General features: G+C 72.7%; 16 protein-coding genes. 9 read left to right on the top strand and 7 right to left on the bottom strand.

Going from position 1 to position 25302, the window contains the following annotated elements; genetic code table 11:
- Positions 1-23: 23 nt before the first annotated feature.
- The 3 genes from AR3_RS02805 to AR3_RS02815 form a co-directional block, all read right to left on the bottom strand.
- Complete coding sequence (locus AR3_RS02805) at positions 24-1115, bottom strand: glycosyltransferase family 4 protein (RefSeq protein ID WP_067907826.1); 1092 nt, start codon at positions 1113-1115, stop codon at positions 24-26.
- Between the two features lie 13 nt (positions 1116-1128).
- Complete coding sequence (locus tag AR3_RS02810; protein WP_067907829.1) at positions 1129-2061, bottom strand: glycosyltransferase family 2 protein; 933 nt, start codon at positions 2059-2061, stop codon at positions 1129-1131.
- Positions 2062-2182: 121 nt separating this feature from the next.
- Entirely contained in the window at positions 2183-4198 is a 2016-nt protein-coding gene (locus AR3_RS02815; protein ID WP_067907832.1) for a glycosyltransferase family protein, read from the bottom strand.
- Between the two features lie 121 nt (positions 4199-4319).
- Here AR3_RS02815 and AR3_RS02820 point away from each other — a divergent pair, with 121 nt between their 5' ends.
- The 7 genes from AR3_RS02820 to AR3_RS02850 all read left to right on the top strand — a co-directional run bounded on the left by AR3_RS02820 (position 4320) and on the right by AR3_RS02850 (position 15388).
- The gene (locus AR3_RS02820) at positions 4320-5183 is read left to right on the top strand and encodes a TIGR03089 family protein (RefSeq protein ID WP_067907834.1); all 864 of its coding nucleotides are present in this window, start codon (positions 4320-4322) and stop codon (positions 5181-5183) included.
- A gap of 58 nt (positions 5184-5241) precedes the next feature.
- Positions 5242-6678, top strand: coding sequence for an LCP family protein (locus tag AR3_RS02825; protein WP_067907836.1), 1437 nt, complete (start codon positions 5242-5244; stop codon positions 6676-6678).
- A gap of 39 nt (positions 6679-6717) precedes the next feature.
- Positions 6718-8118, top strand: coding sequence for an acyltransferase family protein (locus AR3_RS02830; protein ID WP_083950875.1), 1401 nt, complete (start codon positions 6718-6720; stop codon positions 8116-8118).
- A 105-nt stretch (positions 8119-8223) separates the two neighbouring features.
- Positions 8224-11724: a bifunctional glycosyltransferase/CDP-glycerol:glycerophosphate glycerophosphotransferase gene (locus AR3_RS02835; RefSeq protein WP_067907839.1), complete on the top strand. Its 3501-nt coding sequence runs from the start codon at positions 8224-8226 to the stop codon at positions 11722-11724.
- Between the two features lie 310 nt (positions 11725-12034).
- Positions 12035-13048, top strand: coding sequence for a CDP-alcohol phosphatidyltransferase family protein (locus AR3_RS02840; protein WP_067907842.1), 1014 nt, complete (start codon positions 12035-12037; stop codon positions 13046-13048).
- Between the two features lie 170 nt (positions 13049-13218).
- The gene (locus tag AR3_RS02845; RefSeq protein ID WP_067907845.1) at positions 13219-14727 is read left to right on the top strand and encodes a protein kinase domain-containing protein; all 1509 of its coding nucleotides are present in this window, start codon (positions 13219-13221) and stop codon (positions 14725-14727) included.
- Positions 14717-15388, top strand: a complete 672-nt coding sequence (locus AR3_RS02850) for a hypothetical protein (RefSeq protein ID WP_067907848.1) — start codon at positions 14717-14719, stop codon at positions 15386-15388. The genes AR3_RS02845 and AR3_RS02850 overlap by 11 nt, the downstream gene beginning before the upstream one ends.
- Positions 15389-15631: 243 nt before the next feature.
- Here the strand turns inward: AR3_RS02850 and AR3_RS30975 are convergent, their stop codons facing one another.
- The 3 genes from AR3_RS30975 to AR3_RS02865 form a co-directional block, all read right to left on the bottom strand.
- Positions 15632-15985 (bottom strand): hypothetical protein, encoded by a 354-nt coding sequence (locus AR3_RS30975; RefSeq protein WP_169803776.1) that lies wholly within the window; start codon positions 15983-15985, stop codon positions 15632-15634.
- Between the two features lie 728 nt (positions 15986-16713).
- The gene (locus tag AR3_RS30220) at positions 16714-17091 is read right to left on the bottom strand and encodes a hypothetical protein (RefSeq protein ID WP_067907854.1); all 378 of its coding nucleotides are present in this window, start codon (positions 17089-17091) and stop codon (positions 16714-16716) included.
- A 242-nt stretch (positions 17092-17333) separates the two neighbouring features.
- Positions 17334-19004 (bottom strand): hypothetical protein, encoded by a 1671-nt coding sequence (locus AR3_RS02865; protein ID WP_146150151.1) that lies wholly within the window; start codon positions 19002-19004, stop codon positions 17334-17336.
- Positions 19005-19198: 194 nt separating this feature from the next.
- On the opposite strand from AR3_RS02865, the gene AR3_RS02870 reads away from it, so the two are divergent.
- On the top strand, positions 19199-20719 hold the full coding sequence (locus AR3_RS02870; protein WP_067907860.1) for a glycosyltransferase family 39 protein: 1521 nt from the start codon (positions 19199-19201) through the stop codon (positions 20717-20719).
- A gap of 32 nt (positions 20720-20751) precedes the next feature.
- On the opposite strand, the gene AR3_RS02875 is transcribed toward AR3_RS02870, so the two are convergent.
- Positions 20752-22683: a glycosyltransferase family 2 protein gene (locus AR3_RS02875; protein WP_083950878.1), complete on the bottom strand. Its 1932-nt coding sequence runs from the start codon at positions 22681-22683 to the stop codon at positions 20752-20754.
- A 340-nt stretch (positions 22684-23023) separates the two neighbouring features.
- Between AR3_RS02875 and AR3_RS02880 the strand changes: the two genes are divergently transcribed.
- Entirely contained in the window at positions 23024-25279 is a 2256-nt protein-coding gene (locus AR3_RS02880; RefSeq protein WP_083950879.1) for a bifunctional glycosyltransferase/CDP-glycerol:glycerophosphate glycerophosphotransferase, read from the top strand.
- The last annotated feature ends 23 nt before the right edge of the window (positions 25280-25302 follow it).

A 25302-nucleotide genomic window follows, 5' to 3' on the forward strand; every position in this document is an offset into this window, starting at 1 on the left:
GAGCGGTCCGGGAGGGCCGGGACCTAGGAGGACTGGGTGAAGGGGCCCGTGAGCGCCTCCAGGTAGGCGGCCCACACGGGTTCGTGGTCGACCGGGCGGACGCCGGAGCGCAGCCGCTCCGGCTCCCCCGGCGCGTAGAAGCGCTTGAGGGCGTCGGCGAGCGAGCCCGGGTCGTCGGGTTCGCAGATCAGGCCGTCGACCCCGTCGCGGACCTGGTCGGCGAAGCCGCCCACCCGCGTGGCGATGACGGGCACGCCGTGTTCGTAGGCCATCCACACGTTCTGCGACGCCGTGGCCGACCGGTACGGCAGGACGAGCGCGTCGGCCGCGGCGAACAGGGCCGGGACGTCGGCGGCGGGCACGTACCCCGGCCGCAGCTCCACCCGGTCGGTCAGCCCGAGTTCGGCGATGAGCGCGCGGGTCTCCTCCAGCCCGCCCCAGAACTCCCCGGCCACGGTGAGCGACACGTCCTCCGGACCGGCGGCGAGGGCCCGCAGGAGCACGTCCAGCCCCTTGTAGGGACGGACGATCCCGAAGAACAGCAGCCGGCGCCGGACCCCCTCGGGCCTGTCCGTCTCCACCCGGGGCGTGGGCAGATGCGCGGGCATCTCCGCCGCCCGCACCGGACGGTCGGTGAGCTGACGCGCGAGCGCCGCCTGCTGCTCGGTGTGGACGAGCACCCCGCCGACCCGGCGCAGCAGCGCCTTCATCAGCGGCCGGTCGTAGGGCTTGCGCTCGTGCGGCAGGACGTTGTGGCAGAGCGCCACCGCGCGGGTCCGCCGCCCCAGCCCGCCGAGGATGCCCAGGTACGACGGGACCTGCACGGGGCTGAGCACGGCCAGCACGACCAGGTCGTGCGAACGCAGGGCCCGGCCGGTGCGCCACCAGCCGTCGGGGCGCCGCCAGTCGAGGCGGCGGCGCGTCCCGGGGAAGGGCTCGCCCTCGGGTTCGGAGATGGTCTGCTGCCCCGGGTACAGGAACGACGGGTACTGGGCGCGCCACGACTCGATGACGACGTCGTGCCCGGCCGCCGCCAGGCGGTGCGCCAGTTCGGTGGTGTGATGGGCGCCGCCCCCCTTGTAGGGGAACGCGGGCCCCACGATCGCGATCTTCATGCGGCCCCGCGTCTCACGTGTCGCCGCGCGAGCGCACGATCAGGTCGGCCAGCAGCGCCAGCGAGGCGATGAGCAGCCCGCTGATGAAGATCATCACGGTGTTGTTGGCGAAGTACCCGAAGTGCACGACCATGTCGAACACGCCCTTGACGATGCCGATGCCCAGGAGCCACAGGGCGGGCGGCATCAGCACCTTCAGCGGGTTGAAGTACATCACCATCCGCAGCACCTGCAGGATGTAGCGGTAGGCGTCCTTGGTGAAGTGGAACTTGGACTTGCCCGCCCGCTTGAAGTAGTCGATCGGCACGTACCGGATCGGGTGCTGGTTCGACAGGAACGCGATCGTGATCGTGGTGACGCAGGAGAACCCGGGCGGCAGCAGCCGCAGGTAGGGCTTGGCCACCTCGCGGCGGAACGCGCGCAGCCCGGAGTTCAGGTCCGGGATCTTGGTGTTGGTGAGCCGCTCGGCGACCTTGCGGATGAACCACTTGGCGGGCACCCGCAGCAGCTTGTGCGTGCCCTCCTCGGTCTTGCGGGCGCCGACGACCTGGTCGATCGACGGGTCGTCGTCGAGGATCTCGACCAGCTCGGGGATGCGGTCGTTCGGGTAGGACATGTCGGCGTCGGTCCACACCACGATGTCGCCGCGCGCCTGCTGGGTGCCGATGCGCCGCACGGTGCCCGAGCCGCTGTTGTGCTGGAACGCGATGACCCGCATGTTCGGGAAGCGGGGTTCGGCCTCGCGCAGGCGCTCCAGGGTGGCGTCGGTGGAGCAGTCGTCGATGGCCAGCAGCTCGTAGGACTGGCCGCTGTTGTCCATGGCCTTGCAGATGCGCTCGACCTCGTCGATGACGTGGTCCTGCTCGTTGTAGCACGGCAGGACGATCGTCACGTGCACGTTCTCGGGAGGCTCGGCGGGCACGGTGGGCTCGGGCTCGGTGCTCACGCAGGGCGAGGATACTCGCCCGGACGGCGCGGGTCGGCCACCATGGGCCGACCGCCGCGGGCGACGCCGCCAGCCGGCCGCCGTCCGCGGCCGGGAGACGGGCACCGGCGCCGGGGACGGGTCAGGGGCGGGGCGGCTCGGCCATCCACACGTCGACGGACATGCTCCAGGTGCCCGTCGGCGCCTTGGTCAGGGTGCGCTGGTCCTGGCGGGTCCGCAGGTGCAGCACCCGCACCGGCCGCCCGTAGGGCGCCACGTCGGACGCCGCGCCGCCGAGGATCGCCGGGCGCCGTCCCGCGTCGTAGATCCGGCGGACGATCCGGCGGACGTCGCCGGCGCCGGCGTCGGGGACCGTGCGCGCGGCGGGCAGCCCGCACATGCCGCGCACGACCTGGGAGAAGCGGTCGGCGGTGGCGCGTTCGACGATCACGACGGAGCGTCCCGGGCCGAGCCGGTCGCACATCCCCCGCACGGCCGCGACCTCGCCCTGCTCGGTGCGCACCGCCGCGTACGCCGCCGACATGATCATGATGGGGGCGACGATGAGCACCGCGCCGCCCGCGGCGGCCGCCCGCACGGCCCGCGTCCCGTGCCCGGCGCGGCGGATCCTGCGCGGCGCCCATGCGGCCGCCCACAGCGCGAGCAGCAGCATGCCCGGGATGACCACGGCGATGAGCCGCCGCGACGCCCACGGGTGGTCAGGGGTGATGGCCGGACGCAGCAGCGTGGTGACGGTCGTCCACGCCACGACGGCGAACGGCAGCGCCCATTCCGGGGAGCGGCCGCGCAGCAGGCGGCGGACCAGCAGCGCCGCGCCGAGCGCGGCCAGCAGCGCGGCCGGCACGCCGATGTACCAGACGACCCAGTGGTACGACAGCTCCGAGTACTGCCGGGTGCCGTCGATCGGCAGGTGGTTGATGCGCTGCACCTGCGCGATGAAGTCGGCGTTCAGCCGGTCGTCGGCCGTGCGCGGCTCCCGGCGGACGGTCTGCAGCAGCGGCCGGACGGCGAACGCGGCCACGACCAGCACGGTGAGCGCGGCCGCGACGTCCGGCAGCCGCCCGCGCGCCACGGCCGCGCCGAGGCCCCGCAACCGCCGGCCGGTCGCGTCCCACCGCAACGCGACCGCCATGAGCAGGGTCGCGACCACCAGCGCGGCGGCGATGTACAGGAGCGGGTTCAGCGACGCGTGCAGGTATTCCAGGTAGGGGCGGGACAGGACGAACCCTTCGACCAGTCCCGCGCCGGCGCCGATGAGCAGCCCCAGGCCCAGCGGCCATCCGGTCCGGCGCCCGAGCCCCATCAGCAGCCCGGCGAACACGACGACCGGCAGCACGTCCCGGAGCGCGTCGATGCGCACGAGCACGATGAGCCCGAACGCCAGCCCGGCCAGGAACGCCTGCGTCCGCACCTGGCGGCGCTGGGCGTCGTGCACCAGCGCCAAGCCGCCCAGCAGCAGCACCAGGGCGGGAAGCTCGCTGTAGGTGGAACGCGACACCCACAGCATCGGCAGGGTCGACGCGAGCGCAAGCGCGCCGAGCGGCGCCCAGTTCGGCCCCACCAGACGCGCGGTCAGCCCCCCGAACGACACCACCGCGCAGGCGCCGAGGAGGGGCGCCATCAGCAGCATCCCGTGGGTCCCGGCGATCCAGCCGCCCAGCGCGAGGAGCATCGGCAGTCCCGCCATGAACTGCGGGACGATGACGCCGCCCCTTTGGTAGAAGGCGGGGCTGTCGTACGTCAGCGCGGGGTCTCCCCCGCCGAACGCCCACCGCATCTGCGGAATGGGCAGCGAGCCGTGCTCGCTCAGCCAGGTCGCGAACTGCACGTACGACGCCGGGTCGCGGCGCACGATGATCTGCTCGGAGGCCATGACGGCCTGGAAGACGAGGAAGACGGCCCCGACCGCGAACACGCCCCCCGCCGCCCGCCAGGTCACGGGCCGCGTGTCGTCCTCGGCCGGCGGCACGCGCAGGGCGAGCCAGAGCGCCGCCGCCGCGGTCGCGGCGAACAGGGCGACGGCCGGGCCGGGGCGGAAGGCGCCCGCGAGCAGCAGCGGCAGCGACGCCGCCAGCCACGCCGCGATCAGCAGGGCCGGGACGACGCCGGCGCGCGCCAGGACGCGCCCGGCGCTCATCGGCTCTTCCTCGGTCGAATCATCGGTGCGGAGCGTAGCGGGCCGCGACGCGCGGCGCGGGCGCGCCGTGATCACCGGGGCAGCCGGGCGATCGGCGCCGCGGGTTCTACGCTCGGGACACATGACCGAGATCGGACCAGCCGAGCTGCTGCGTCGACGGGTGGCGACGGACCCGTCCCGGCCCTTCGTGACGTTCTACGACGACGCGACCGACGAACGCGTCGAACTGTCGGCCCGGACCTTCGACAACTGGGTCGCCAAGACCGCGAACCTGCTCGTCGACGGGCTGGGGGCGCAGCCCGGCGACCGGGTGGTGCTCATGCTGCCGCCGCACTGGCAGACCGCGGTGTGGCTGATGGCCTGCTGGTCGGCGGGCCTGGTAGCCGAGCCGGTCCCGCCGCCGGGCGACCCGGCCACGGCGGGCGCCGAGCCGGGCGGCGAGGCGGGCGAACCGGCCGTCCCGTCCGGTCCGTACCTCCTGGCGGCCGCCGAGGAGGTGCTGGACACGGTGATCGACGACGCCGGGACCGAAGAGATCGTCGGGTTGTCGCTGCACTCGCTGGGCGGCCCGCTGGCCGCGTGCCCGCCGGGCGTGGTCGACTACGCGGCGGAGGTCCGCGCCCACGGCGACCGGTTCACCCCGGACCCTTCGGTCACTCCGGACGATCCCGCCCTCACGGTACCGGGGAGACTTGTGACAAAAACCACACTCAGCGCGGCAGGTGTGACATACGAGGCGCGCGCGGCGGTGGAGAAATGGGGGCTGGGCGCGAGCGACCGGATCCTGGTCGATCTGCCCTTCACCACACTGAACGGGGTTCTGTGCGGGCTGGTCGCCCCACTGGCCTCAGGAGCTTCCGTCATAATCCAACGAAACCCGAACAAAGCAGCCGTAGATCGCCGAGTCATCCTGGAGCATGTGACAGCGGTGGCGGGCGTGTCCGGATGGAATGACGCAACCGGGTCCGTGCGCCGCCTCCTTTGACCTAACCTTCCCCTTGTTTCCGACCCCTGAGGGGCGGCAGAGCCCCACCACGGAGCCGATGAGCAGCAACCCGATGTACATGGAGTACGTCGACGACGCCGAGCTGCAGCCCGAGCCGGCGCGTCGACGCGGCTGGCGCATCCTGGGCTGGGTGTCCATCGGACTGTCGGCGGCCATGGTCGTCGGGAGCCTGACCGCCTACGGCTTCTACCGCCAGGCGTTCGGCAACATCACGCACGAGGACACCGACGCCCTGGTCGGTCCCAACCGGCCGAAGAAGCTGAACAACGCGCTGAACATCCTGCTGCTCGGGTCGGACACCCGCGAGGGCGCCAACGCCAAGTACGGCCGCAGCCTGAGGAACGACCCGCCGCGGTCGGACACCATGATTTTGCTGCACCTGTCGCCGGGCGGCGGGCAGGCGATCGGCGTGAGCTTCCCGCGCGACCTGATGATCCCCATCCCGTCGTGCACCCGCAAGGACGGCACCAAGACCCCGGCCCGGTCGCTCGACCAGATCAACAACTCGTTCACCTACGGCGGCGCGTCCTGCACGGTCAAGACGATCGAGCACCTCACCAAGATCCACATCGACCACTTCGTGCAGGTCGACTTCCAGGGGTTCAAGGCCATCACCGAGGCCGTCGGCGGCGTCGAGGTGTGCCTGCCCAAGGACGTCAACGACCCCAAGTCCAAGCTCCGGCTGTCCAAGGGCCGCCACGTCATCAAGGGCGAGACGGCCCTGGCGTACGTGCGCGCCCGCTACGCCCTCGGCGACGGCTCCGACACCGCCCGCATCAAGCGCCAGCAGAAGTTCATGGGCTCGCTGGCCAACAAGGCGCTGAGCGCGGGCGTGCTCACCAACCCCAGCCGCCTGTGGGCGCTGATCAACGCGGGGACCAAGTCGCTGACCACCGACGACGACCTCACCCCGCGGGTGATGATGCAGATCGCCCAGGGGATGCAGGGCCTGACGTCGGGCAAGCTGCGCTTCGTGACGGTCCCGTCCGGTCCGTGGGTGCAGGACCCGAACCGGCTCCAGCTCACCCAGCCCGCCGCCGACCAGTTCTTCACCGCGCTGCGCAACGACAAGACCGTGCCGAGCCAGCGCAAGCAGAACGCCGGCCCCAAGATCCCGCCGAGCCAGATCCGGGTGCGCGTCTACAACGCCAGCGGCATCAACGGCCAGGCGCGCCGGGTCGCCGACGATCTGGAGGAACAGGGCTTCCAGGTCAGCGTCGGCGGCAACATGCCCGCCTCACGGACCACCAAAGTGCTGTACGGTGCCGGTGCCGACCAGCAGGCGCAGACGCTGGCCGGACTGATCCCGAGCGGGCCCAAGCCCGCCCCGCGCATGGGCGACGCCGTCCCCGGCACGGTGGACCTGGTGGTCGGCTCGGACTGGCAGGCGCTCAAGACCGCCCAGGGGGTGCAGACCGGCATCCCGCGTCAGCAGGGCGAGATCCGGGCGACCGACGACATCTGCAAAGAATGACCCCAGCAGCCAACTAGGGAGAATCCCGCACCCGGGCTCATGACTCATCCGACCAGGCCGAGCGCAGCTCCGCAGAACGACCCCGCACCGACCGCGACACCGGAGAACGGGGGAGGTCCCCCCGCGCCCGGCCGGCACGAGCCCGTCCCCGCCCCCGCGGCCCCGCGCGACGACACGCCCGGCGGCCCCTTCGGCGGCGCGGCCGTGCCCGCGCAGGGCGGGCCGTCCTCCGACACGGTGGTCTACTCGGGGAAGGCCCCGTCCGGCGGCGGAGCCGCGACCAAGGGCAAGCCGGGAGCGGGAGGCGGCGGCAAGGGCGCGGCGCCGCGCCGCAAGGAGCGCGACCCGTTCTTCGACAACGCCAAGTTCCTGGCGATCCTTCTGGTGGTGGTGGGCCACTCGATCGCCGGCCTGATGGAGGTGCCGCTGGCCAAAGGCCTGTACATCTTCATCTACATGTTCCACATGCCGCTGTTCATCGTGATCACCGGCTACTTCTCGCGGCATTGGTCGGCCTCCCCGGGCAAGGCGCGCAAGCTCATCACCAACGTCGGCGTGCCGTACGTGGTGTTCGAGACGGCCTACTCCACCTACGACTGGCTGGTCGGGCGCAACGAGCTGGAGATCAGCCTGCTCAAGCCGTACTACCTGACCTGGTTCCTGTGCGCGCTGTTCATGTGGCGGCTGTCCACGCCGGTGTGGCAGCAGATCCGGTGGCCGCTGGCGGTGGCGTTGGGCTTCTCGCTGATGTCGTACATGAGCGAGATGGGCGGCACGTTCAACATCCACCGCGTCATCGGGCTGCTGCCGTTCTACGTGCTGGGCCTGATGCTGCGGCCCGAGCACTTCGAGATCATCAAGCGCCCGCTGTCGCGGGTGTTCGGCGTCGTCGTGCTCGCGGGCGGGCTGGGCTGCGCCTACCTGGTCATGAACCGCATGTCGCGGGACTGGATCTACTGGAAGGACCCCCACTCCGAGCTGGGCGTGGACAACGTCACCGGCACGCTCATGCGGCTCGGCATGATGGTCTGCGCGACGGCGCTGGTGTTCGCCTTCCTCTCGGTGGTGCCGCGGCGCCGCACCTGGTTCACCAAGCTCGGCGCGTACACCCTGTACACCTACCTGCTGCACGGCTTCTACACCCGGCTGCTGAAGTTCCTCGGCTGGTGGGACCTGCCCTGGATGAACACCACGCCGGGCGTGCTGGCCATCATCGCGATCGCGCTGGTCGTCGGCACCGTGCTGTGCACCAAGCCGGTGGTCCGCTGCATGAGCTGGGCGCTGGAGCCGAAGATGACGTGGGCGTTCACGCGGTTCCGCCACCTCGGGGCCGGCCCCTCGGCCAAGTCCAAGGCCAAGAAGCCGCGTCCGCCGCAGGCGTCGGGCCCCTCCACGACGGCGGACTCCTCCGCGAAACACGCGGAACCGGTCGTTCGTTAAGCGGTTGGCTACTCTGCCAGAGTCCCCCGAGCGCCGCCCCGCCGGCCCGGGTCGCCCCCAGCGTCCAGTGTCGGGCGCACCTCCGTCGGGAAAGCCGAGAAAAAAGTGTCACCACTGCTGAGCGTCGTCGTCCCCTTCTACAACGTCGAGGCGTATCTCGAGCCCTGCCTGGAGTCCATCGCCGGGCAGACCCTGAGGGATCTGGAAGTCATCATGGTGGACGACGGGTCCACCGACGGCAGCGCGACGATCGCCAAGGACTTCGCCGAACGCGACTCCCGGTTCCGGCTCGTCCAGCAGGAGAACCAAGGGCTCGGCCCGGCGCGCAACGCCGGCGTGCCGCACGCCACCGGCAAGTACCTGGCGTTCGCCGACAGCGACGACATCATCCCGCGGTACGCCTACGACCTGATGGTGTCGTCGCTGGAGGAGACCGGCTCGGACATCGCGTGCGGCGCGGTGCGGCGGTTCGGCGTCGACGGGCTGACGCACTCGGGCGTGCACCAGAAGATCTTCCCGGTGACGCGCAAGCGCACCCACGTCCGCGAGTTCCCCGAGCTGCTGCGCGACCGCACCGCCTGGAACAAGGTGTTCCGCCGCTCGTTCTGGGACCGGCACGGCTTCGAGTTCCCGTCGGGGCTGTACGAGGACGCGCCGGTGACCATCCCCGCGCACGTGCTCGCCAAGCGGGTGGACGTGCTGCACGAGGTCGTCTACCACTGGCGGGTCCGCGAGACCGGAGCCCGGTCCATCACCCAGCGGCGCACCGAGCCGGGCAACCTGGCCGACCGCATCCGGTCGGTGCGGTCGGCGTCGCAGTTCCTCGCCGAGCACGCGTCGGACCTGAAGAACGCCTACGACGCCTCGACGCTGCGCGACGACATCCGCATCTACGTCAACATCGTCGACCAGGGCGACGACCAGTACCGCGAGACGTTCTTCGACATCGTCAACGAGTTCCTCGACACCGTCGACCCGAAGCTGTACGACGACCTGCCCGCCATCGACCGGCTGAAGTTCCACGCGGTGCGGCAGCGGATGATGCCGGAGCTGGTGGAGATCGTCTCGTTCTCCAAGCGGCACCCGCAGCGCACCAGCGCCATCCGGCGGGAGGGCGCGCCCGGCCGCTGGTACGGCGACTACCCGTTCCTGGGCGACCCGCGGTTCCCCGACCGGCTGTTCGAGCTGTCGGAGGACGAGCTCCAGCTGAAGACCGGCATCGACGAGGTGTCGTGGCGCAACGGCAGGCTGCGCATCGAGGGCCACGCCTACATCGACCGGCTGGACGTGTCGTCCCCCGACGACTCGGTGATCGAGATCGAGCTGCGCCGGCGGCTGCTGCGGCTGTTCCCCAAGGTGATCCGGCCCGAGGTGCAGCGGGTGCGGCGCCCGGACGTGACGGCTGGCAGCGGGCAGGCCACCGCCGACCTCGACTGGTCCGGGTTCGTGTTCGAGCTGGACCCGGCCAAGCTCGGCCCGGGGCACGGCAACTGGCACGTGTTCGTCACCGTCACCACGCACGGGGAGAAGCGGCGCGGCCGGCTCGCCGGCCCCAAGGGCGCGGGCCTGTGGCCTCCGGCGCACGAGGTCGCCCCCGGCCGCCAGGTCAAGCCCAAGTACACCCAGGCGCGCGAGCTGCTCATCGGCGTGCAGCCGATCCGCGCGCAGGTCACCGACGTGCGGGGCGGCGACGGCGCCATCGAGCTGACCGGGTGGGTGCGGCGCGAGGACGCGGCGTACGTGACCGGCGGGCAGCTGCTGGTGTCGTTCCGGCAGGGCAAGACCTCGGTGAAGTTCCCGGTGCGGCACACCGGGACGGGCGTCGGCGGACGGGTGGAGTTCACCGCCGCCATCGAGCTGGCCAAGCTGGTCGAGCAGACCGGCGCGGCCGAGGCCGCGGTGACCGGCGACAGCATCGACTGGGACGTGTCGCTGCAGGTCAAGGGGCGCGGCAAGCTGCGCCTGGGCGTCGAGGCCGACCTGCTCGGGCTGCGCGAGACCGTGGCGGGCCGCGAGTACGACGTCATCAGCACCAAGTACGGCAACCTGACGCTGGTGGAGCGGTCGCCGCGCCTGGTGGTGACGGGCGTGCGCTGGCTGGAGGGCACCACGATCGAGCTGCGCGGCGCGTGCGCCGACCCCGGCACCCGCCCCGACCGCCTGGTGATGCGGCGGCGCCGCTCGAGCACGGTGCACGAGGTGCCGCTGACGTGGGACGGCGCGGAGTTCACGGCGCTGCTGGACGCCCGGTGGACGTCGTTCGACGGGCCGCTGCCGCTGCCGAGCGGCCGGTGGGACTTCTACGCCCCGGGCCCGAACGGCGACGTGGCCGTCGGGATCGACCGGCAGGCCCGCGCGTCGCTGCCCGAGCCGCGGTTCGTCGGCGTCCACGAGCTGGCGCTGCAGGTCAGCCGGGACCTGCTGCACCTGTGGATCCGCCCGGCGCTGTCGGACGACGAGCGGGGCCCGTACGCGCAGCGCAAGCTGCAGCGGCGGTACTTCTCCGCGTCCAACACCGCGCCGCTGCGCGACGTGGCGGTGTTCGAGAGCTACGCGGGCCAGCGGTACGCGTGCAACCCGCAGGCGATCTACGAGGAGCTCAGGCGCCGCGACACGGGCCTGGAGCTGGTGTGGTGCACCTCCGACGGGCAGTTCCGGGTGCCGGACGGCGGGAAGACGGTGCTGCGCGGCAGCCGCGAGCACCACGAGCTGACGTCGGCGGCCCGGTACATCGTCAACAACGGCCCGCAGATGCAGGGGTTCGAGAAGCGCCACGGCCAGGTGTACCTGCAGACCTGGCACGGCACCCCGTACAAGCACATCGGCTACGACCTGGTGCGGGGCGGCCGGATCGCCGGGGGCATCGCCACGCTCGGCCGGTTCGTCGAGGACGTGCCCTTCTGGGACGTCCTGCTGTCGTCCGGCCCGCACGTCACGCAGGTGCTGCGCAGCGCGTTCCGCTACGAGGGCGAGGTCTGGGAGACCGGGTATCCGCGCAACGACCTGCTGTTCGCCGCCGACCGGCATGAGCGGGCGCAGCAGGTGCGCAAGCGGCTCGGGCTGTCGGCGGGGCGCCGCACGGTGCTGTACGCGCCGACCTGGCGAGAGGACGTCTGGCAGACCGCGGGCCGGAAGGCCGAGCTCGTGCTGGACGTCGACCGGCTCGCCGCCGCGCTCGGCGACGACCACGTGCTCCTCGTCCGCCAGCACCACCTGGTGGCCGACCGGACCGTCGGCGTCGGGGACCGGGTGGTGGACGTCACCCACTACCCGGACGTCACCGAGCTGTTCCTGGTCGCGGACGTGCTGATCACCGACTATTCGTCGGCCATGTTCGACTTCACCGCGACCGGTCGGCCGATCCTCCTCTACACCCCCGACCTGGACTTCTACCAGGAGGAACTGCGCGGGGCGTACTTCGACCTGGCCGCGGAGGCGCCGGGTCCGCTGCTGCGCGAGCCGGACGAGGTCGTGGACGCGCTGCGCCGCGTGGACTCCCTCGCCCTCGAGCACGCCGCGGCCTACCGCGCCTTCCGCGAGCGGTACTGCCCGAAGGACGACGGGCAGGCCGCGGCGCGGGTCGTCGACCGGCTGCTGTCGCTCTGAGGGGCCTTCGCCCGTCGCCGTCGGCGGCCCCCGGTTCCCGGCCGGGGGCCGCCCGGCCGTCGGGGGTCCGCCGGGCGCCGCGAGGCGTTATTGATCACCATAAGATGACGAATCGCGCGTCTCCCCGGCGGACACCCCGTGTCAGGGCGATACCATCGAGCCCCCGGTCGGCGGGTGCGCGCTCGCAGCCCCCCGCGGCCGATGGCGCTCGGAGCCGCCGAGCGGGCCACCTGGACGGTCGCCGCGTCTTGGGGTTCGCGTGGATCGACGGCGGGAAGCCTCCAGCCACAAGTTGAAAGGACAGCTCTCCATGGCGAACTTCACGCTCGCGGACGTTCGCGAACGGACGTACAAGGCGCGTGACGCATGGTGGACCGTGCTGCTGGTCGACCCGCTGGCATCCCGCCTGGTGCGTTTCACGGCGAACCGCACCAACATCACGCCCAACCAGCTCACCGTGGGCGCGCTGATCCTGGGGCTGGGCGCGGGCGCCTGCTACGCGGTGGCGGAGTGGCAGTTCCTGCTGCTCGGCGCGGTGCTGTACCACCTGTCGTTCACGCTCGACTGCATGGACGGCAAGATCGCCCGGCTGAAGGGCACCGGGTCGGTGTTCGGCGCCTGGCTGGACTACATCTTCGACCGGGTGCGGGTGCTGGCCTGCGCGATCGCGCTGATGGGCGGGCAGTACGCGGCCACCGGCAACGTCGCGTACGTGTGGACCGGGCTGGCCGTGGTGTTCCTGGACATGCTGCGCTACATGGACGCCCTGGAGATCTACAAGGTGCGTTCGCAGATGCGCAACAAGCTGCGCCAGCTGCAGGAGGAGGCGCGGACGCTGGAGGAGGCCGCGCGGCGCGCCGAGGGCGGGGCGGCCGCGGCCACGGCGGTGGACCAGGACCTGGCGTCGGCCCAGGGCGCGCTGCGCCCGGACCCGGAGGCCGACATGGAGGACCGGGTCGTCGGCGACACCACCCAGCAGGCCAACCTGCTCATGCAGCAGGAGTTCAACCGGAAGTTCCCCTGGTACGCGCGGATCCGCAACGCCCTGCTGCGCGGCCGCATCCGCCCGCACCTGATCAGCGGCATCGAGTTCCAGATGGGCGTGTTCATCGTCGGCCCGGTGATCGCCGCCGCGGTGCCGGGCGCGATCATTCCGGTGACCGTCGTGGCCGCCGCCGGGCTGCTGGCCTTCGAGCTCGTGATCATCTACAAGTTCTGGCTGTCCAGCCGGGACTACAGCCGCGCGGTGACCAGGCTGGAGAACAAGATCGCCGAGTATCGGGCGCGCTTTCCCGAGCAGGTGACGGTCGTCGACCACGTGTGAGCCCGGCGGACGCGCCGTTCGACGGCGCGTCCGCGCACCGCCCGTCCGCCTCGCGCGGACGGGTTTTTCATGTCGCGGCGCCGCCGTCCCGCCCCCCGCGCGGCGCCCGGCGGGCGCGTCGGCGCGTCGAACCCCTGGGGGGCGCGCCGCGTATTGCTGGACGTGCTGAGATGTACGGCCTGCGCGCGCGGAAGGCCGGTCCGGTGAAGCCGGAGCTGCGGCTCGCCGAGCGCTACCGGCTGATGGAGCGCCTCGACGACGGGGACGCCATGGAGGTGTGGCGCGCCTGGGACGAGGCGCTGAGCCGCTCCGTCGCCATCAAGCTGCCCGACCCGGTCCGGCTGGGGGGCGCCGACCGCGTCCGCGACTTCGACCGGCTGGCGAGCCGGGCCGCGGGCGTGCCGCACGCTGGTTTCGCCGCCATCTACGACTGCGACCGCACCCGCGACGCCGCCGGACGGTCCGTCCCCTACCTCGTCACCGAGTACCTGGAGGGCGAGAGCCTGGCGGCGCGCCTCGACCGCGCCCCGCTGCCCGCGGGCGAGGCGCTGGAGATCTGCGCCAGGGTCGCCGCCGCGCTGGCGGTCGCGCACCGCGACGGGGTGACGCACGGCGACCTGACGCCCCGCCGGGTCTTCCTCACCCCCGGCGGCGTGAAGATCGTGGACGTGGGCATCGGGGCGGTGCTGCGCTCCGCGCCCGCCCGCGCGTGCGAACCGGCGGAGCCGGCCGCCGGCACCGCGCCCGTCGAGGCGCGCGTCGGTCGAGCCGCCGCCGAGGCCGACGACGTCCGCGCGTTCGGGGAGCTGCTCGCCGCCTGCCTGGACGCGGGCCCGGCGGCGGCGCGCGTCCCCGACGAGGTCGCGCTCCTCCGCGACGAATGCCGCGCCGCCGATCCCGGGGAGCGGCCGCCCATGAGCCGCGTCGCCGACGTGCTCACCCGCGCGGCGGCGCCGTCCGCGTCCGTCCGCGACCGGATCGACCTGGCGAGCCTGTCCGCCGGGCGCGGCGACGCGCCGCGGCCCGGTGCCGACGGCGGCCGGGACCTCGCCGGGGGACGCGGCGACCAGCGGACCGAGCTCTTGGACGCTCCTCCCCCGCCCGGCCCGCCGCCCGCGGACCGGCGGCCCGTCCTCATCGCGGCGGTCGCCGTCGCGGCCGCCGCCGTCATCGCGATGATGATCGCGCTGAACCGCCCCGCGCCCGCGGCCAGGGAGGTCGCCGCCCCGCAACCGCCCCCGGCCGGCGGCGTCTCCGCGGCGCCCGCCGAGACGCCCTCCGAGGCGCCGGCGCCGGACACCGAGCCGTCCGCGCCCTTCCCCTCCGCGCCTTTCCCCTCCGCGCCCTTCCCCTCCGAGCCCGTCCCCTCCGAGCCCGTCCCCTCCGAGCCGCCGGCCGCCCGCGAGGCCGCGGACACCGGGCTGCTCGGCCTCCTCGGACGGCTGCAGCCGATCGTGGACGGCGCGCAGGCCACCGGGCGGATGCGGCCGGACGTGGCCGTCGACCTGAACAACCACATCAACAATCTGCGCAACGAGCTGGTCACGGGCCACGCCGTCGACGCGGACTCCCGCGTCGAGGAGCTGCGCCGCAGGATCGACACGCGGCTCCGGGAGCGCGCGCTGACCCCGGACGCCGCCGCCGAACTGACCCGCGTCCTGGACGACCATGACGGCTGAGACGGACCGGGGAACGGACACCGGGCGGCGCCCCGCGCCGACCGACGAGATCGTCGAGCCTCTCGACCACCGCGCCGCGCCGCCGGCCGCCGGCGGCCGTCCGGCCGGGGTCCGCGCCCGCGGGCACCGCGTCCTGCGGATGCTCCTGCCGATCGCGGGCAGCCTGGTCTCGACCGCCACCGCCGCGACCGTCCTGTACGCCGGGATCGACCTGACCCCGCTGGACCGCAGCCAGCCCACCCTCGCCCCGCCGCGCACGTCGACGCCCGGAACGCCGCCCCCTTCGTTCCGGCCGCCCGCGACCTCGACGCCCTCCTCCCCCGTCCCGGACCCGCCCGACGACGACTCCGACCGGCCGCGGAAGCGGCGCGGCTCCGAGTGGAAGCGGGAGCACGAGGACGGCGACGCGCTGCTGCTCCTGCGCATGTCCGTGCAGAACGGCGTGGAGGCCCGCGAGATCCGGCCCGACGTGGGCCTGGACCTGACCAACCTCATCGACGCCGCCATCCGGGAGGCCCGCGCGGGCATCGAGCGCAGCGTGGACGCCCGCATCGAGCAGCTCCGCGCCACCGTCGTCACCCGCGTCCGCGAGCGCACCATCACCCCGTGGCGCGCCTCGCGCCTGCAACGCCTGATCGACGATGCCGACGCCCAGCACTGAGCGCCTCGGCGGTCGCATCGGCAGATCGCAATTCCCCAGAAGGCCCCATTCTTTCGGGGGGGCGGGCACTGGCCCGAAAGGAGGAGAATCCCGTCTCGCGGCGGAGGCCGATGATGTCACCGCCGGAGGCATTGCCCAGGCGCCGGCCCATTCCCCGCTCACGATGGTGATCTGTGGAAACACGGGACGGGCGTCCCGTGCCGTGCACGGAACGCCCGCCATTGTGATCACTTGTGGACGGCGTCACCAGCCCCAGCCGCCGAAGCCGCCGAGACCGCCCCAGCCGCCGAAGCCGCCGAGGCCGCCCCAGCCGAGGCCGCCGAGGCGCTTGTGGCCGCGGGTCTTGACGCTGAAGCCGCGCTCGCGCAGCTCACCCAGGGGGCCGAAGTAGTAGCGCTTGTAGCCCCAGGTGTGGAAGCTGCGGTGGCAGCGCTTCCTGCCGCAGCGGTGCGACGTGGCGGTCGCGGTGGTCGCCTTGGCGGCGACGGCCGTGGTGGTGCCGGCGACGGTGGACGCCTGAGCGGCGGGCGCGACCACGGCCGCGCCGCCCAGCACGAGCCCGGAGATGCCGAGGGCAGCTCCCGTGCGAATGTTCATCCGCATGTCTCCCCCTATCTGGGTTCTCGACCGCGGCGAGATATCGCGGAATTCGCACCATCTCGCCGTGACGAGGGATGCCCGTACTTTCTTGTACAAATGCCTCCAGATCAGCAAAAAGAAGCAAGATTACCCATGAATCAATCACTAACCCCTGAAATTAGGTGCTTGACGGCGAATCATGACACAGCGTGACGTACTAGCTACAATGCGTAGTCACCTGGTGGCGTGATGTCGCCGAAGAGAGTCACCGAGGAGGGCGGGTGTGAGGGAGATGTGGGGAGACGGGTCAAGGACCGCTCGCGGTACGGAGTTGCGCCGACGACGTGCGCCGACGTCGGGCCGTACGGCGCTCGCTGGGCTTCGTCGTCTGACGGTCGCCCACCCGCTGCGGCCCCTCCGACACGGCCCCGGTCTGTCGTCTGGCGGCCGGCAGGCGACGCGGCCGGTCGGGGTCAGGACGTGAACGGCGACCGTGACCAGGTGAGCATGGTGATCGGGTTCGCCCGGCCCGCGACCGGCGTCACGCTCCCCCGCGACCGCACGGCCGCCATCGCCTTGTCGACCGGCTCGGTCGACCGGCTCGGTCGACCAGCTCGTCGTGAGCGCCGCACTGCCGCCTTCGCCTGGCCGCCGTCGCGCGGCGCACCATGCGGCGGTGGTCGCCGCGCACGGAAACGGGCGTCCCGTGCCGTGCCGCACGGAACGCCCGTTTGCGGAGTTACGCGTCAGCGGCCGTTGGAGCCGATGCCCCCTTGGGCGAATCCTCGCCCGTAGTTCCAACGGCCGTCACCGCGCCAGAAGCCGAAGTTCCGGTTGAAGCCGAGGTTCCGGTTGTAGCCCCAGCCTTGGTTGCCCCAGCCGGTCCAGCCCTGGTTGCCCCAGCCCTGGTTGCCCCAGCCGCGGCAGTACCAGCGGCCGTCGCTGCCCCAGTAGCCGCGGCCGTACTGGCATCGCGGCGCGCGGTCGGCCGGAGCGGCCGCCTGGACCGCGGCGACGGCGGCGGTGTCGGCGACGGCGGCGGCCCGAGCGGCGGGCGCGACCACGGCCGTGCCGCCCAGCACGAGCCCGGAGATGCCGAGGGCAACTCCCGTGCGAATGTTCATTCGCCTGTCTCCCCCCATCTGGGATGTCGACCATGACGAGACATTGGAATTTCCCCACCATCTCGCCGCACCGAGGAATGCCCGTCCCCTTATGCACAAATGCTTCTAGGGCAGCAAAAAGAAGCAAGATTGCCGTGACGCCGATCGATTATCGGAATCGAGCGTTTAATCGCCGCGCTTCAGCACAGAGTGTTCAAGCGACCACTCTGTGTGATGACGCGGCGAGGGCCGCCGCCGTCCCTTCAGGAGCCGACCTTCGTGTCGGCCACGGCCGGTCCGGAGGCGTCCGCGGAGTCGCCGGGCCCAGGCGGCGACATTTCCAGCGGCGACGGCTCTGGCTCGGACGGACGCGGCTCGGCCTCGGCCTGCGGCTCAGGCTCGGTCCGCGACGGTTCGGGATCGGTGCGCGGCGGCTCGAGTGACAGCGCCTTGGCGCCCGCCGGGGTCGCGGCGGCCGCGCGGGGACGGCGGGAGCGGGGACGGCGGGAGAAGGTCACGCCCGCGCCGAGCGCCGCGAAGGGGATGGCGGGCAGCACGTACCGGTAGTCGAAGTCGGCGGTGGCGGCCGGGACGACCAGCAGGGCCAGCGCCACCGACCACGGGAGCAGCACCTCGCCGCCGAGCCGCCGCACCCGCACCAGCACTCCCAGCAGCCCCACCGCCATCAGCACGCCCAGGTAGGGGCCGCGCACGAACACCCTGTCCTGGTAGTCGCGCATCCAGCCGGCGTAGGGCTCGACGACCCGGGCCTCGGCCGTGTCGCCGCCGTACGGGTAGGCGCGCAGGGCGTGGTCGTCGCGCAGCGCCGCGCCGACCGGGAATTCGTACTCCTCCACGGTGCTCTTGCGCGGGTAGGGCTTGCGCTCCCACTCGAACGCGCGGAACGTGTCGCGGACGATCACGCGGGCGTAGTCGCCGGGCTGCTTGGTGATCGCGGCCATGGCGAACTCCCCCGCGATCCGGTTGGCCTCCGGGTCGTACATCCAGCCGGGCAGCTGCTTGAAGCCGGAGTCCTCGCCCCACAGGGCCTGGAACGCGGGCGCCGTCCCGGGCTCCGGCGGCAGGTGGTCGCGGCACAGGACGGCGACGTCCGGGGCGGGCTTGATGATGTCGCAACGGGCGAAGTCGACCGTCCGGCCGTACAGCCAGATCTTGTCGGTCGTGGTGATGGCGTACTTGCCGTGCACGGAGTGGAACCACGACATGTACAGCGCCACCGGGACGGCGGCCGCCGCGACCGCCGCGGCCATGGCCCGCCGGCCCGAACGCATGACGAGCATGCACACCAGCAGCACGATCAGCATCGGCAGCCCGACCGACCGCACCATCGCCGCGGCGGAGATCAGCAGTCCGGCCAGCGCCCCGGCCCACCAGCTCAGCCTGCGGGGCCGCGCGTCCGGCGTGCGGGGGGCGCCCCATCCGCGCCCGCCGGCGTTCCACAGCACGACGGTGATCGCGGCGGCCAGCAGGAAGGTGAACACCCCGTCCGACACGAGCATGTGCTCGAGCTGGATCTGGTACGCGTCGTACAGCACCGGGACCGACACGAGGGAGGCGACCAGGCCCGGCAGCCAGACGCCGCGGCGCGGCCACCCGGCGCGGAACGCCCGCCACACCAGCGCGTACACCATGAGCCCGGTGAGCACGCCGAGCGCGTGCTGCGCCGCCAGCACGACCAGGAAGCTGTGGAACGGCTTGAGCAGCCACAGGAACACCGAGTAGCCGCCCGGCCGCAGCGGGGACGGCTCGAAGCGCAGGGCGCTCTCGAGGTAGGTGTTGGAGTCGCCGAACCACAGCACCGTCGGGTACCCCAGCACCGCGATCCAGCGAACCGCGACCGCCCCGGCCAGCACGACCAGGAACAGGCCGTGCCCGACGAGAAATCGTCCCAGGCCACGCATCGTTCGGCTCAAGCCCTGCGCAATTGTGGCCTCGTCGCTCACTCCAGCTCCGCGTTTTCCGTCCATGCGGCCGGTTTCGGCCACCTCCCCGCCCCCGGTTTCGCGCCCCCTCGCGAAGCATAGCCGTCCCCTGGACGCCCGATATGGCGGAATTCAACTTAGAATTCGGGCATTAACCGCCATTTGCGCGCTGGACGGGGGTGCTCATGTCGACGCGCATCCTGCCGGAGCGCGCCGCCGGGAGAGCCCGAGGGTCCGCGAGCGCCGCCGCCTACGCCGTCGCGCTCCCCGCCGTGGCGGCCCTCGTCGTGCACCTGTGGGCGCTGACGCGGCCGACGCTGTGGCGTGACGAGGCCGTCACCATCGCGGTGGCGGAGCGTTCCCCGTGGGACATCCTGCGGCTGCTGTTCCACGTCGACGCCGTGCACGTCCTGTACTACCTGCTCATGCACCCGGTGGTGGCCCTGTTCGGCGCGGGCGAGGCGGCCGTGCGGGTGCCGTCGGTGCTGGGCGCGGCGGCCGCGGCCGGGCTCACCGCCCGGCTGGGCCTGCGGCTGGCGGACGCGCGGGTCGGGCTGGCCGCCGGGCTGCTGGTCGCGGTGTCGCCCGCGATGTCGCGGTACGCGCAGGAGGCCCGCCAGTACACGTGGGTTACCGCGCTCGCGGTCGCGGCCACGCTGCTGCTTCTCCGCGCCTTGGGACGGCAGGACCACGACGACCGCCGCCGCCGGGAGTTCACCGCGTACGCCGTGGTGGTCGCGGTGATGGGCTGGCTGCACATGTTCGCACTGCTGCTGGTGCTGCCGCACGCGGTGCTGGCGCGGGGCGCCCTGCGGCAGTGGGCGATGGCCGTGGGCCGCGCCTTGGCGGCGGTGCTGCCGCTGGCGGCCCTGTCGGTCACGCAGCGCGCGCAGGTCGACTGGATCACCCGGCCGGACGGCGCCGACCTGCGGCAGCTGCTCGACATGCTGGCGGGCGCCCGGTGGCTGATCCCGCCGATCGCCGCGCTCGTCGTCCTCGCGCTCTGGCGTCCGCGCGCACGCCCGGCCGAAGCGTCGGCGGGCGCCGAGGCGGACGCGCGGTGGGGGCTGGCGGCCTGGCTGGCGCTGCCGCCGGCGGTGCTGCTGGCCGTCTCGCTCGTGGTGCCGGCGTACCTGTTCCGCTACGTCCTGTTCTGCCTTCCGGCGGTGGCGCTGCTCGCCGCGCTGGGCCTGCGGCGGCTGCCCGTGTGGGCCGCGGTCGCGGTGCTCGGCGTGGTCGTCGTCGCGGTCGTGCCGGAGCACCGGCAGATCCGCGCGCCCGACGCGCGCGCCGACGACCTGCGCACGCTCAGCGCCGTCGTCCGCGCCAATAAGCGGCCGGACGACGCGATCCTGTTCCACCAGCGGTACTACCGCCGCGCCATGGGCGCCTACGCGGACGCGTACGAGGGGCTGCGCGACATCGCGATGGCGCGGACGGGCGCGCGGTCGGGGACCATCGACGGGGAGGAGGTCGGGCCGGCGGAGCTGGCGCGGCGCCTGGCCGATGCGAGACGGCTCTGGTACGTCCACCGGTACACCGCGAGGGCGGACGCGCACGACCGAGCCAAGGACGAGCTGGTCCGGCGGTCCGGCGCCTTCCGCATGGTGAAGCGCTGGCGCTTCAAAGGCGGCACCGTGACGCTGTACGAGAACCGGCGTCCCGGCGTCGTGCCCGGCGGCGAGGGCGGCGAGCGCGCCCCCTGACGGCGCGGGGGCCGCCGGCCCGGGCGGCCCGGTCAGCCCCGCAGGCGGCGCGCGAAGCGGCGCGCGGCCTGGGCGGCCCGCGCCGGGGTGATCTTCACCGACAGGCCGCCGCGTTCGGTGCGGTACGGGACGGCCTGCCGCAGCCTGCCCGCCGTGCCGGACGGCGGGAGCGACGCCGGCGCGGGAGGACGCAGCCGGATGACCGTGCCGTCGACGGTGACCTCCACCCAGGGCGTCCACCGGCCGGGAGCGCAGCCGCGCAGGTCGAACTCGGCGGTCAGGTTCAGCGCCTCGGGGACGCACGACGCCTGCACCCGCGCGGGCACGACGGTGCCGTCCTGCCGCCGCACCAGCTCGGCGGCGGCCTCGACCGGGTGCCCGGACGGCAGCGCGCTCGGCAGGTGGCCGGTGACGCGCAGCACCCCGTCCGCGGCCCACCCGGCCGTCTCCAGCGTCATGAAGGATCCGCGCTGCGGCGCGGACACGCGCAGTTCCAGGCCGTCGCCGCGCGGGGCCGGGGTGAGGAAGCGGCCGCCGCGCATGAGGCGCCGCTCCGGCAGCTCGAGGCCGTCGGCCGGGCGCAGCGGCCGCACGACGGTCAGCTCCTGCACCCGCATCTCGACGTGCAGGTCCCAGCGTCCGTCGGCGAGCGGCTCGTCGGCGGCCAGGTCGACGTCGGCGCGGAACCGGTCGGGGGCGACGGCGCGGGCGGGCACGCGGCGCTCCTCGGCGGGCTCGCCCCGGCGCCGCAGCAGCAGCGCGGTCTCGTGCCGCTCGGCGACGCCCGACAGCGTGGCGCGGCCGGTCAGGCGAAGGCCGGACGGCGTCCAGGACGCCTCGGCCGCCTGGGTCTGCGCGGGGATCCGGTCGGTGATGTCGTACAGGTGGTCGGGCAGGGCCGTGGCGGGGTCGCGGAAGCGGGGGTAGGCCTGGAACGCCTTGTCCTTCTCCACGACCGTGGGCGGCGGGACGTCCGGGTCGGTCGCCACGATCTCGGCCAGCACGTCGTCCAGCCGGTACCGCAGGCAGTGCATGATCAGCCGGGACCGGGGCCACAGCCGGGCCTCGACCCCCGGCGTGTACCAGGCGTCGACGAGCCGGCGCGCGCCGACGCGGGTGAGCGCCTGCTCCTCCTCCGGCAGCTCGTGGTAGCGCCGGCCGAACCGGGAGACGATCTCGTGCCGGAAGTGCCGCAGCATCAGGCGGTCGCGCAGCGGGCCCGGCTCGACCCGTCCGGCCAGGAAGCTCATCACCTCCGAGATGGCCGGGAAGTAGCGCTCGGCGGGCGCGCCGCCCTGCTGGAGGACGCTCGTGCCGTCCTCCCGGTCGACCCAGTAGTAGCAGTCGTAGGTCGCCAGGACGGAGATCCCGTCGGCGCCGAAGTACGCCTGGGCGGTGAAGAGCATGTCCTCGTGCGAGAACAGGCCCTCGACGAACCGCAGCCCGAGCCGCTCCAGCAGCGAGCGGCGGAACAGCTTCAGCGGCGACAGCGAGTTGTACAGCAGCGGCGTCTCGGCCACGGTGGTGCGCGGCAGGTCGCGCGCGAACACCGGCCCCTGGCGCCCGACGCCCACGTACTGGCCGACCACCACGTCGGTGCCGTTGGCGTCGGCCATCGCGCACATGCGCTCCAGCGCCTCGGGCGCCAGGTAGTCGTCGGCGTCGAGGAAGAACACGTACTCGCCGGACGCCCGGTCGATGCCGACGTTGCGCGGCGCGCCCGGGCCGCCGGAGTTGGGCTGGTGCACCACGGTCAGCCCGGGATGCTCCTCGGCGAGCCCGTCGAGTTCGGCGCCGCTGCCGTCGGTGGACCCGTCGTCCACCGCGATGACCTCGATCGCGTCGGGGCCGAGCGAACGCCGCAGCGACTGCTCGAACACCGACTCCAGCGCCCGTCGCAGCGTGGGGCGACAGTTGTAGACCGGCACGACGACGGTGACTTTCGACCCCTGTCCCACACCCACCCCGTGTGTCCGTAATATCGGTCACTTGTAGAACTTCACCAGGCTATCGACCGCCCCGCCGCGCCGCGCCGTCTTTGCCGGGGCTGCCGCCCGGCGCCGCGCGCCGCGAGCGCCGAGCCCGCCGCCGACCACCGCCGATGTCCCAGTTGCTGCTAATTGGCAACATTTGTCAGCCATGCCGTACCGTAACCACATTGCGACGATGTGCAGTGAAGGGCGAGCTGCCCCAAGATGTGAGCTGCGTCCTCAGGAAACGGCGAGGTACGCGCGGTTGACTTGCGGCTAAAGTCCGTACAGCCACCCATTCACGGCCGACCGCTGGACTACCCCTTTCGGAGCAATGGCAGAGACCCCCGGTCACATCCCCAACGGACACGCCGACCCGAGCCCGGGCGCCCCCGTCTCGCTCAGCGTGGTCGTCCCCGTCCACCTGGCGCAGGGGTATCTGCGCCAGTGCCTGGACTCGATCCTGGTGCCGGACGTGCCCGACCTCGAAGTGATCGCGGTGGACGACGCCTCCCCCGACCACAGCGGCCGGATCCTCGACGAGTACGCCGAGCGCGACCCGCGGGTGCGGGTGCTGCACATGCAGCGCAGCGTCGGCCCGGGCGAAGCCCGCGACATCGGCCTCGACGCGGCCGCCGGCGACTACGTGTGGTTCGTCGACAGCGACGGCTGCCTCCCGCCCGACGCGCTCGGCGCGATCCTGGAGCGGCTCTCCGAGGACCAGCCGGACGTGCTGCTGTTCGACCACGCCCGCGAGTACTGGCACGGCAAGGTCAAGCGCAGCGCCGACCACGCCCTGTTCCGCGACCCGGAGCCCGCGGTGTTCGCCTGCGCCGAGCGGCCCGACGTGCTGCGCGTGACGCCGGCGCCCTGGAACCGGGCCTTCCGCCGGCGGTTCCTGCTCGACCTGGGGGTGCGGTTCGGCGGCGGCGACTTCGAGGAGGTCGGCGTCGCCTACCCGGCGCTTCTGGCCGCCGAGCGGATCAGCCTGCTCGACCAGGTCTGCTTCATCCGCCGGGAGCGGCGGCGCGGCGCGGCCGCCCGGGCCGCCGGCGCCGGGCGCTTCGACGTGTTCGACCAGTACGACAAGGTCTTCGCGTTCCTCGACGCGCGGGGCGCCGCCGGCGAGCCGCTCCGGCCGCCGATGTTCGACGCGATGATCCGGCACCTGCAGACCGTCCTCGAACGCGGCGGCCTGGTGAACCACGAGGACGGCCCGCGCTTCTTCGAGCGCATGGCGCAGACCTACGCCCGATACCGGCCCGCCGGGCACGAGCTTCCCCGCGACGAGCGGCTCGCCAAGAAGTACGCGGCCATCGAGAAGAACGACTTCAAGGGCTACCAGCGGCAGCTGGCCGGCACGTCCGGCCCCGCCAAGCCCGCCAAGGCCGCGGCCTCCATGTTCCGCAAGCGGCAGCGCGCCGCCGTCAACGCCGCCAAGCGCACCGGCCTGAAGCAGTACTACAAGGCGCAGCTGCGGCTGCCCATCGACGAGAACCTCGCGGTGTTCGCCGCGTACTGGTACCGCGGCTACGCCTGCAACCCGGCGGCCATCTACGAGAAGCTCAAGGAGCTGGCGCCGAACATCCACGGCGTGTGGGTGGTCAAGCAGGAGAACGTCAAGTCCCTGCCCAAGGGCGTGGACTACGTGGTGCGCGGGTCCAAGGACTTCTGGCGCGTCATGGCGCGGGCCAAGTACTTCGTCAACAACGTCAACTTCACCGACGACATCGTCAAGCGGCCCGGCCAGGTGCACGTGATGACCCACCACGGCACCCCGCTCAAGAGCATGGGCCTGGACCAGATGAAGTACCCGGCCAGCGCCAAGGGCATGGACTTCAAGCTGATGATCCGCCGGGCCGACCGGTGGGACTTCGTGGTCTCGGCCAACCCGCTGTCCACCGAGGCGTGGGAGCGCGGCTTCCCCTGCAAGTACGAGATGCTGGAGATCGGCTACCCGCGCAACGACCGGCTGGTGCGCGCCACCGCCGAGGAGAAGGCCGAGCTCCGCCGCATGCTCGGCGTCCCCGAGGGCAAGAAGGCCGTCCTCTACACGCCGACGCACCGCGAGTACCAGCGCTCGTTCAAGCCGACGTTCGACATCCGCCGCTTCGCCCGCGAGCTCGGGGACGAGTACGTGCTGCTGCTGCGCGCCCACTACTTCTACAAGCCGGGCGCCCGGCAGTGGGACCCCGAACGGGTCATCGACGTGTCGGCGCACCGCTCGGTCGAGGACCTGTGCATCGCCTCGGACGCGCTGCTCACCGACTATTCGTCGATCATGTTCGACTACGCGGTGCTGCCCGACCGGCCGATCGTGCTGTTCGTCCCCGACTGGGAGACCTACCGGCTCACCCGGGGCACCAACTTCGACGTCACCGCCTTCCCGCCGGGCGCGGTCGCCTTCGACGAAGAGGAACTGATCAAGACGTTCCGCTCCGGCAGGCCGTGGCAGGACGAGGAGGTGGCGCGGGCGCGCGCGGCGTTCCGGGCCCGCTTCTGCCCGTGGGACGACGGGCACGCGGCCGAACGGGCCGTGCGCCGCGTTTTCCTCGGCGAGGACGTGCCGAACCCGCCCTCCCCGGCCTAGACTCCGGCCACCCCCGTCTCCCC

It is taken from the genome of Actinomadura rubrobrunea NBRC 15275, from assembly GCF_001552235.1.
Taxonomy (GTDB): domain Bacteria; phylum Actinomycetota; class Actinomycetes; order Streptosporangiales; family Streptosporangiaceae; genus Spirillospora; species Spirillospora viridilutea.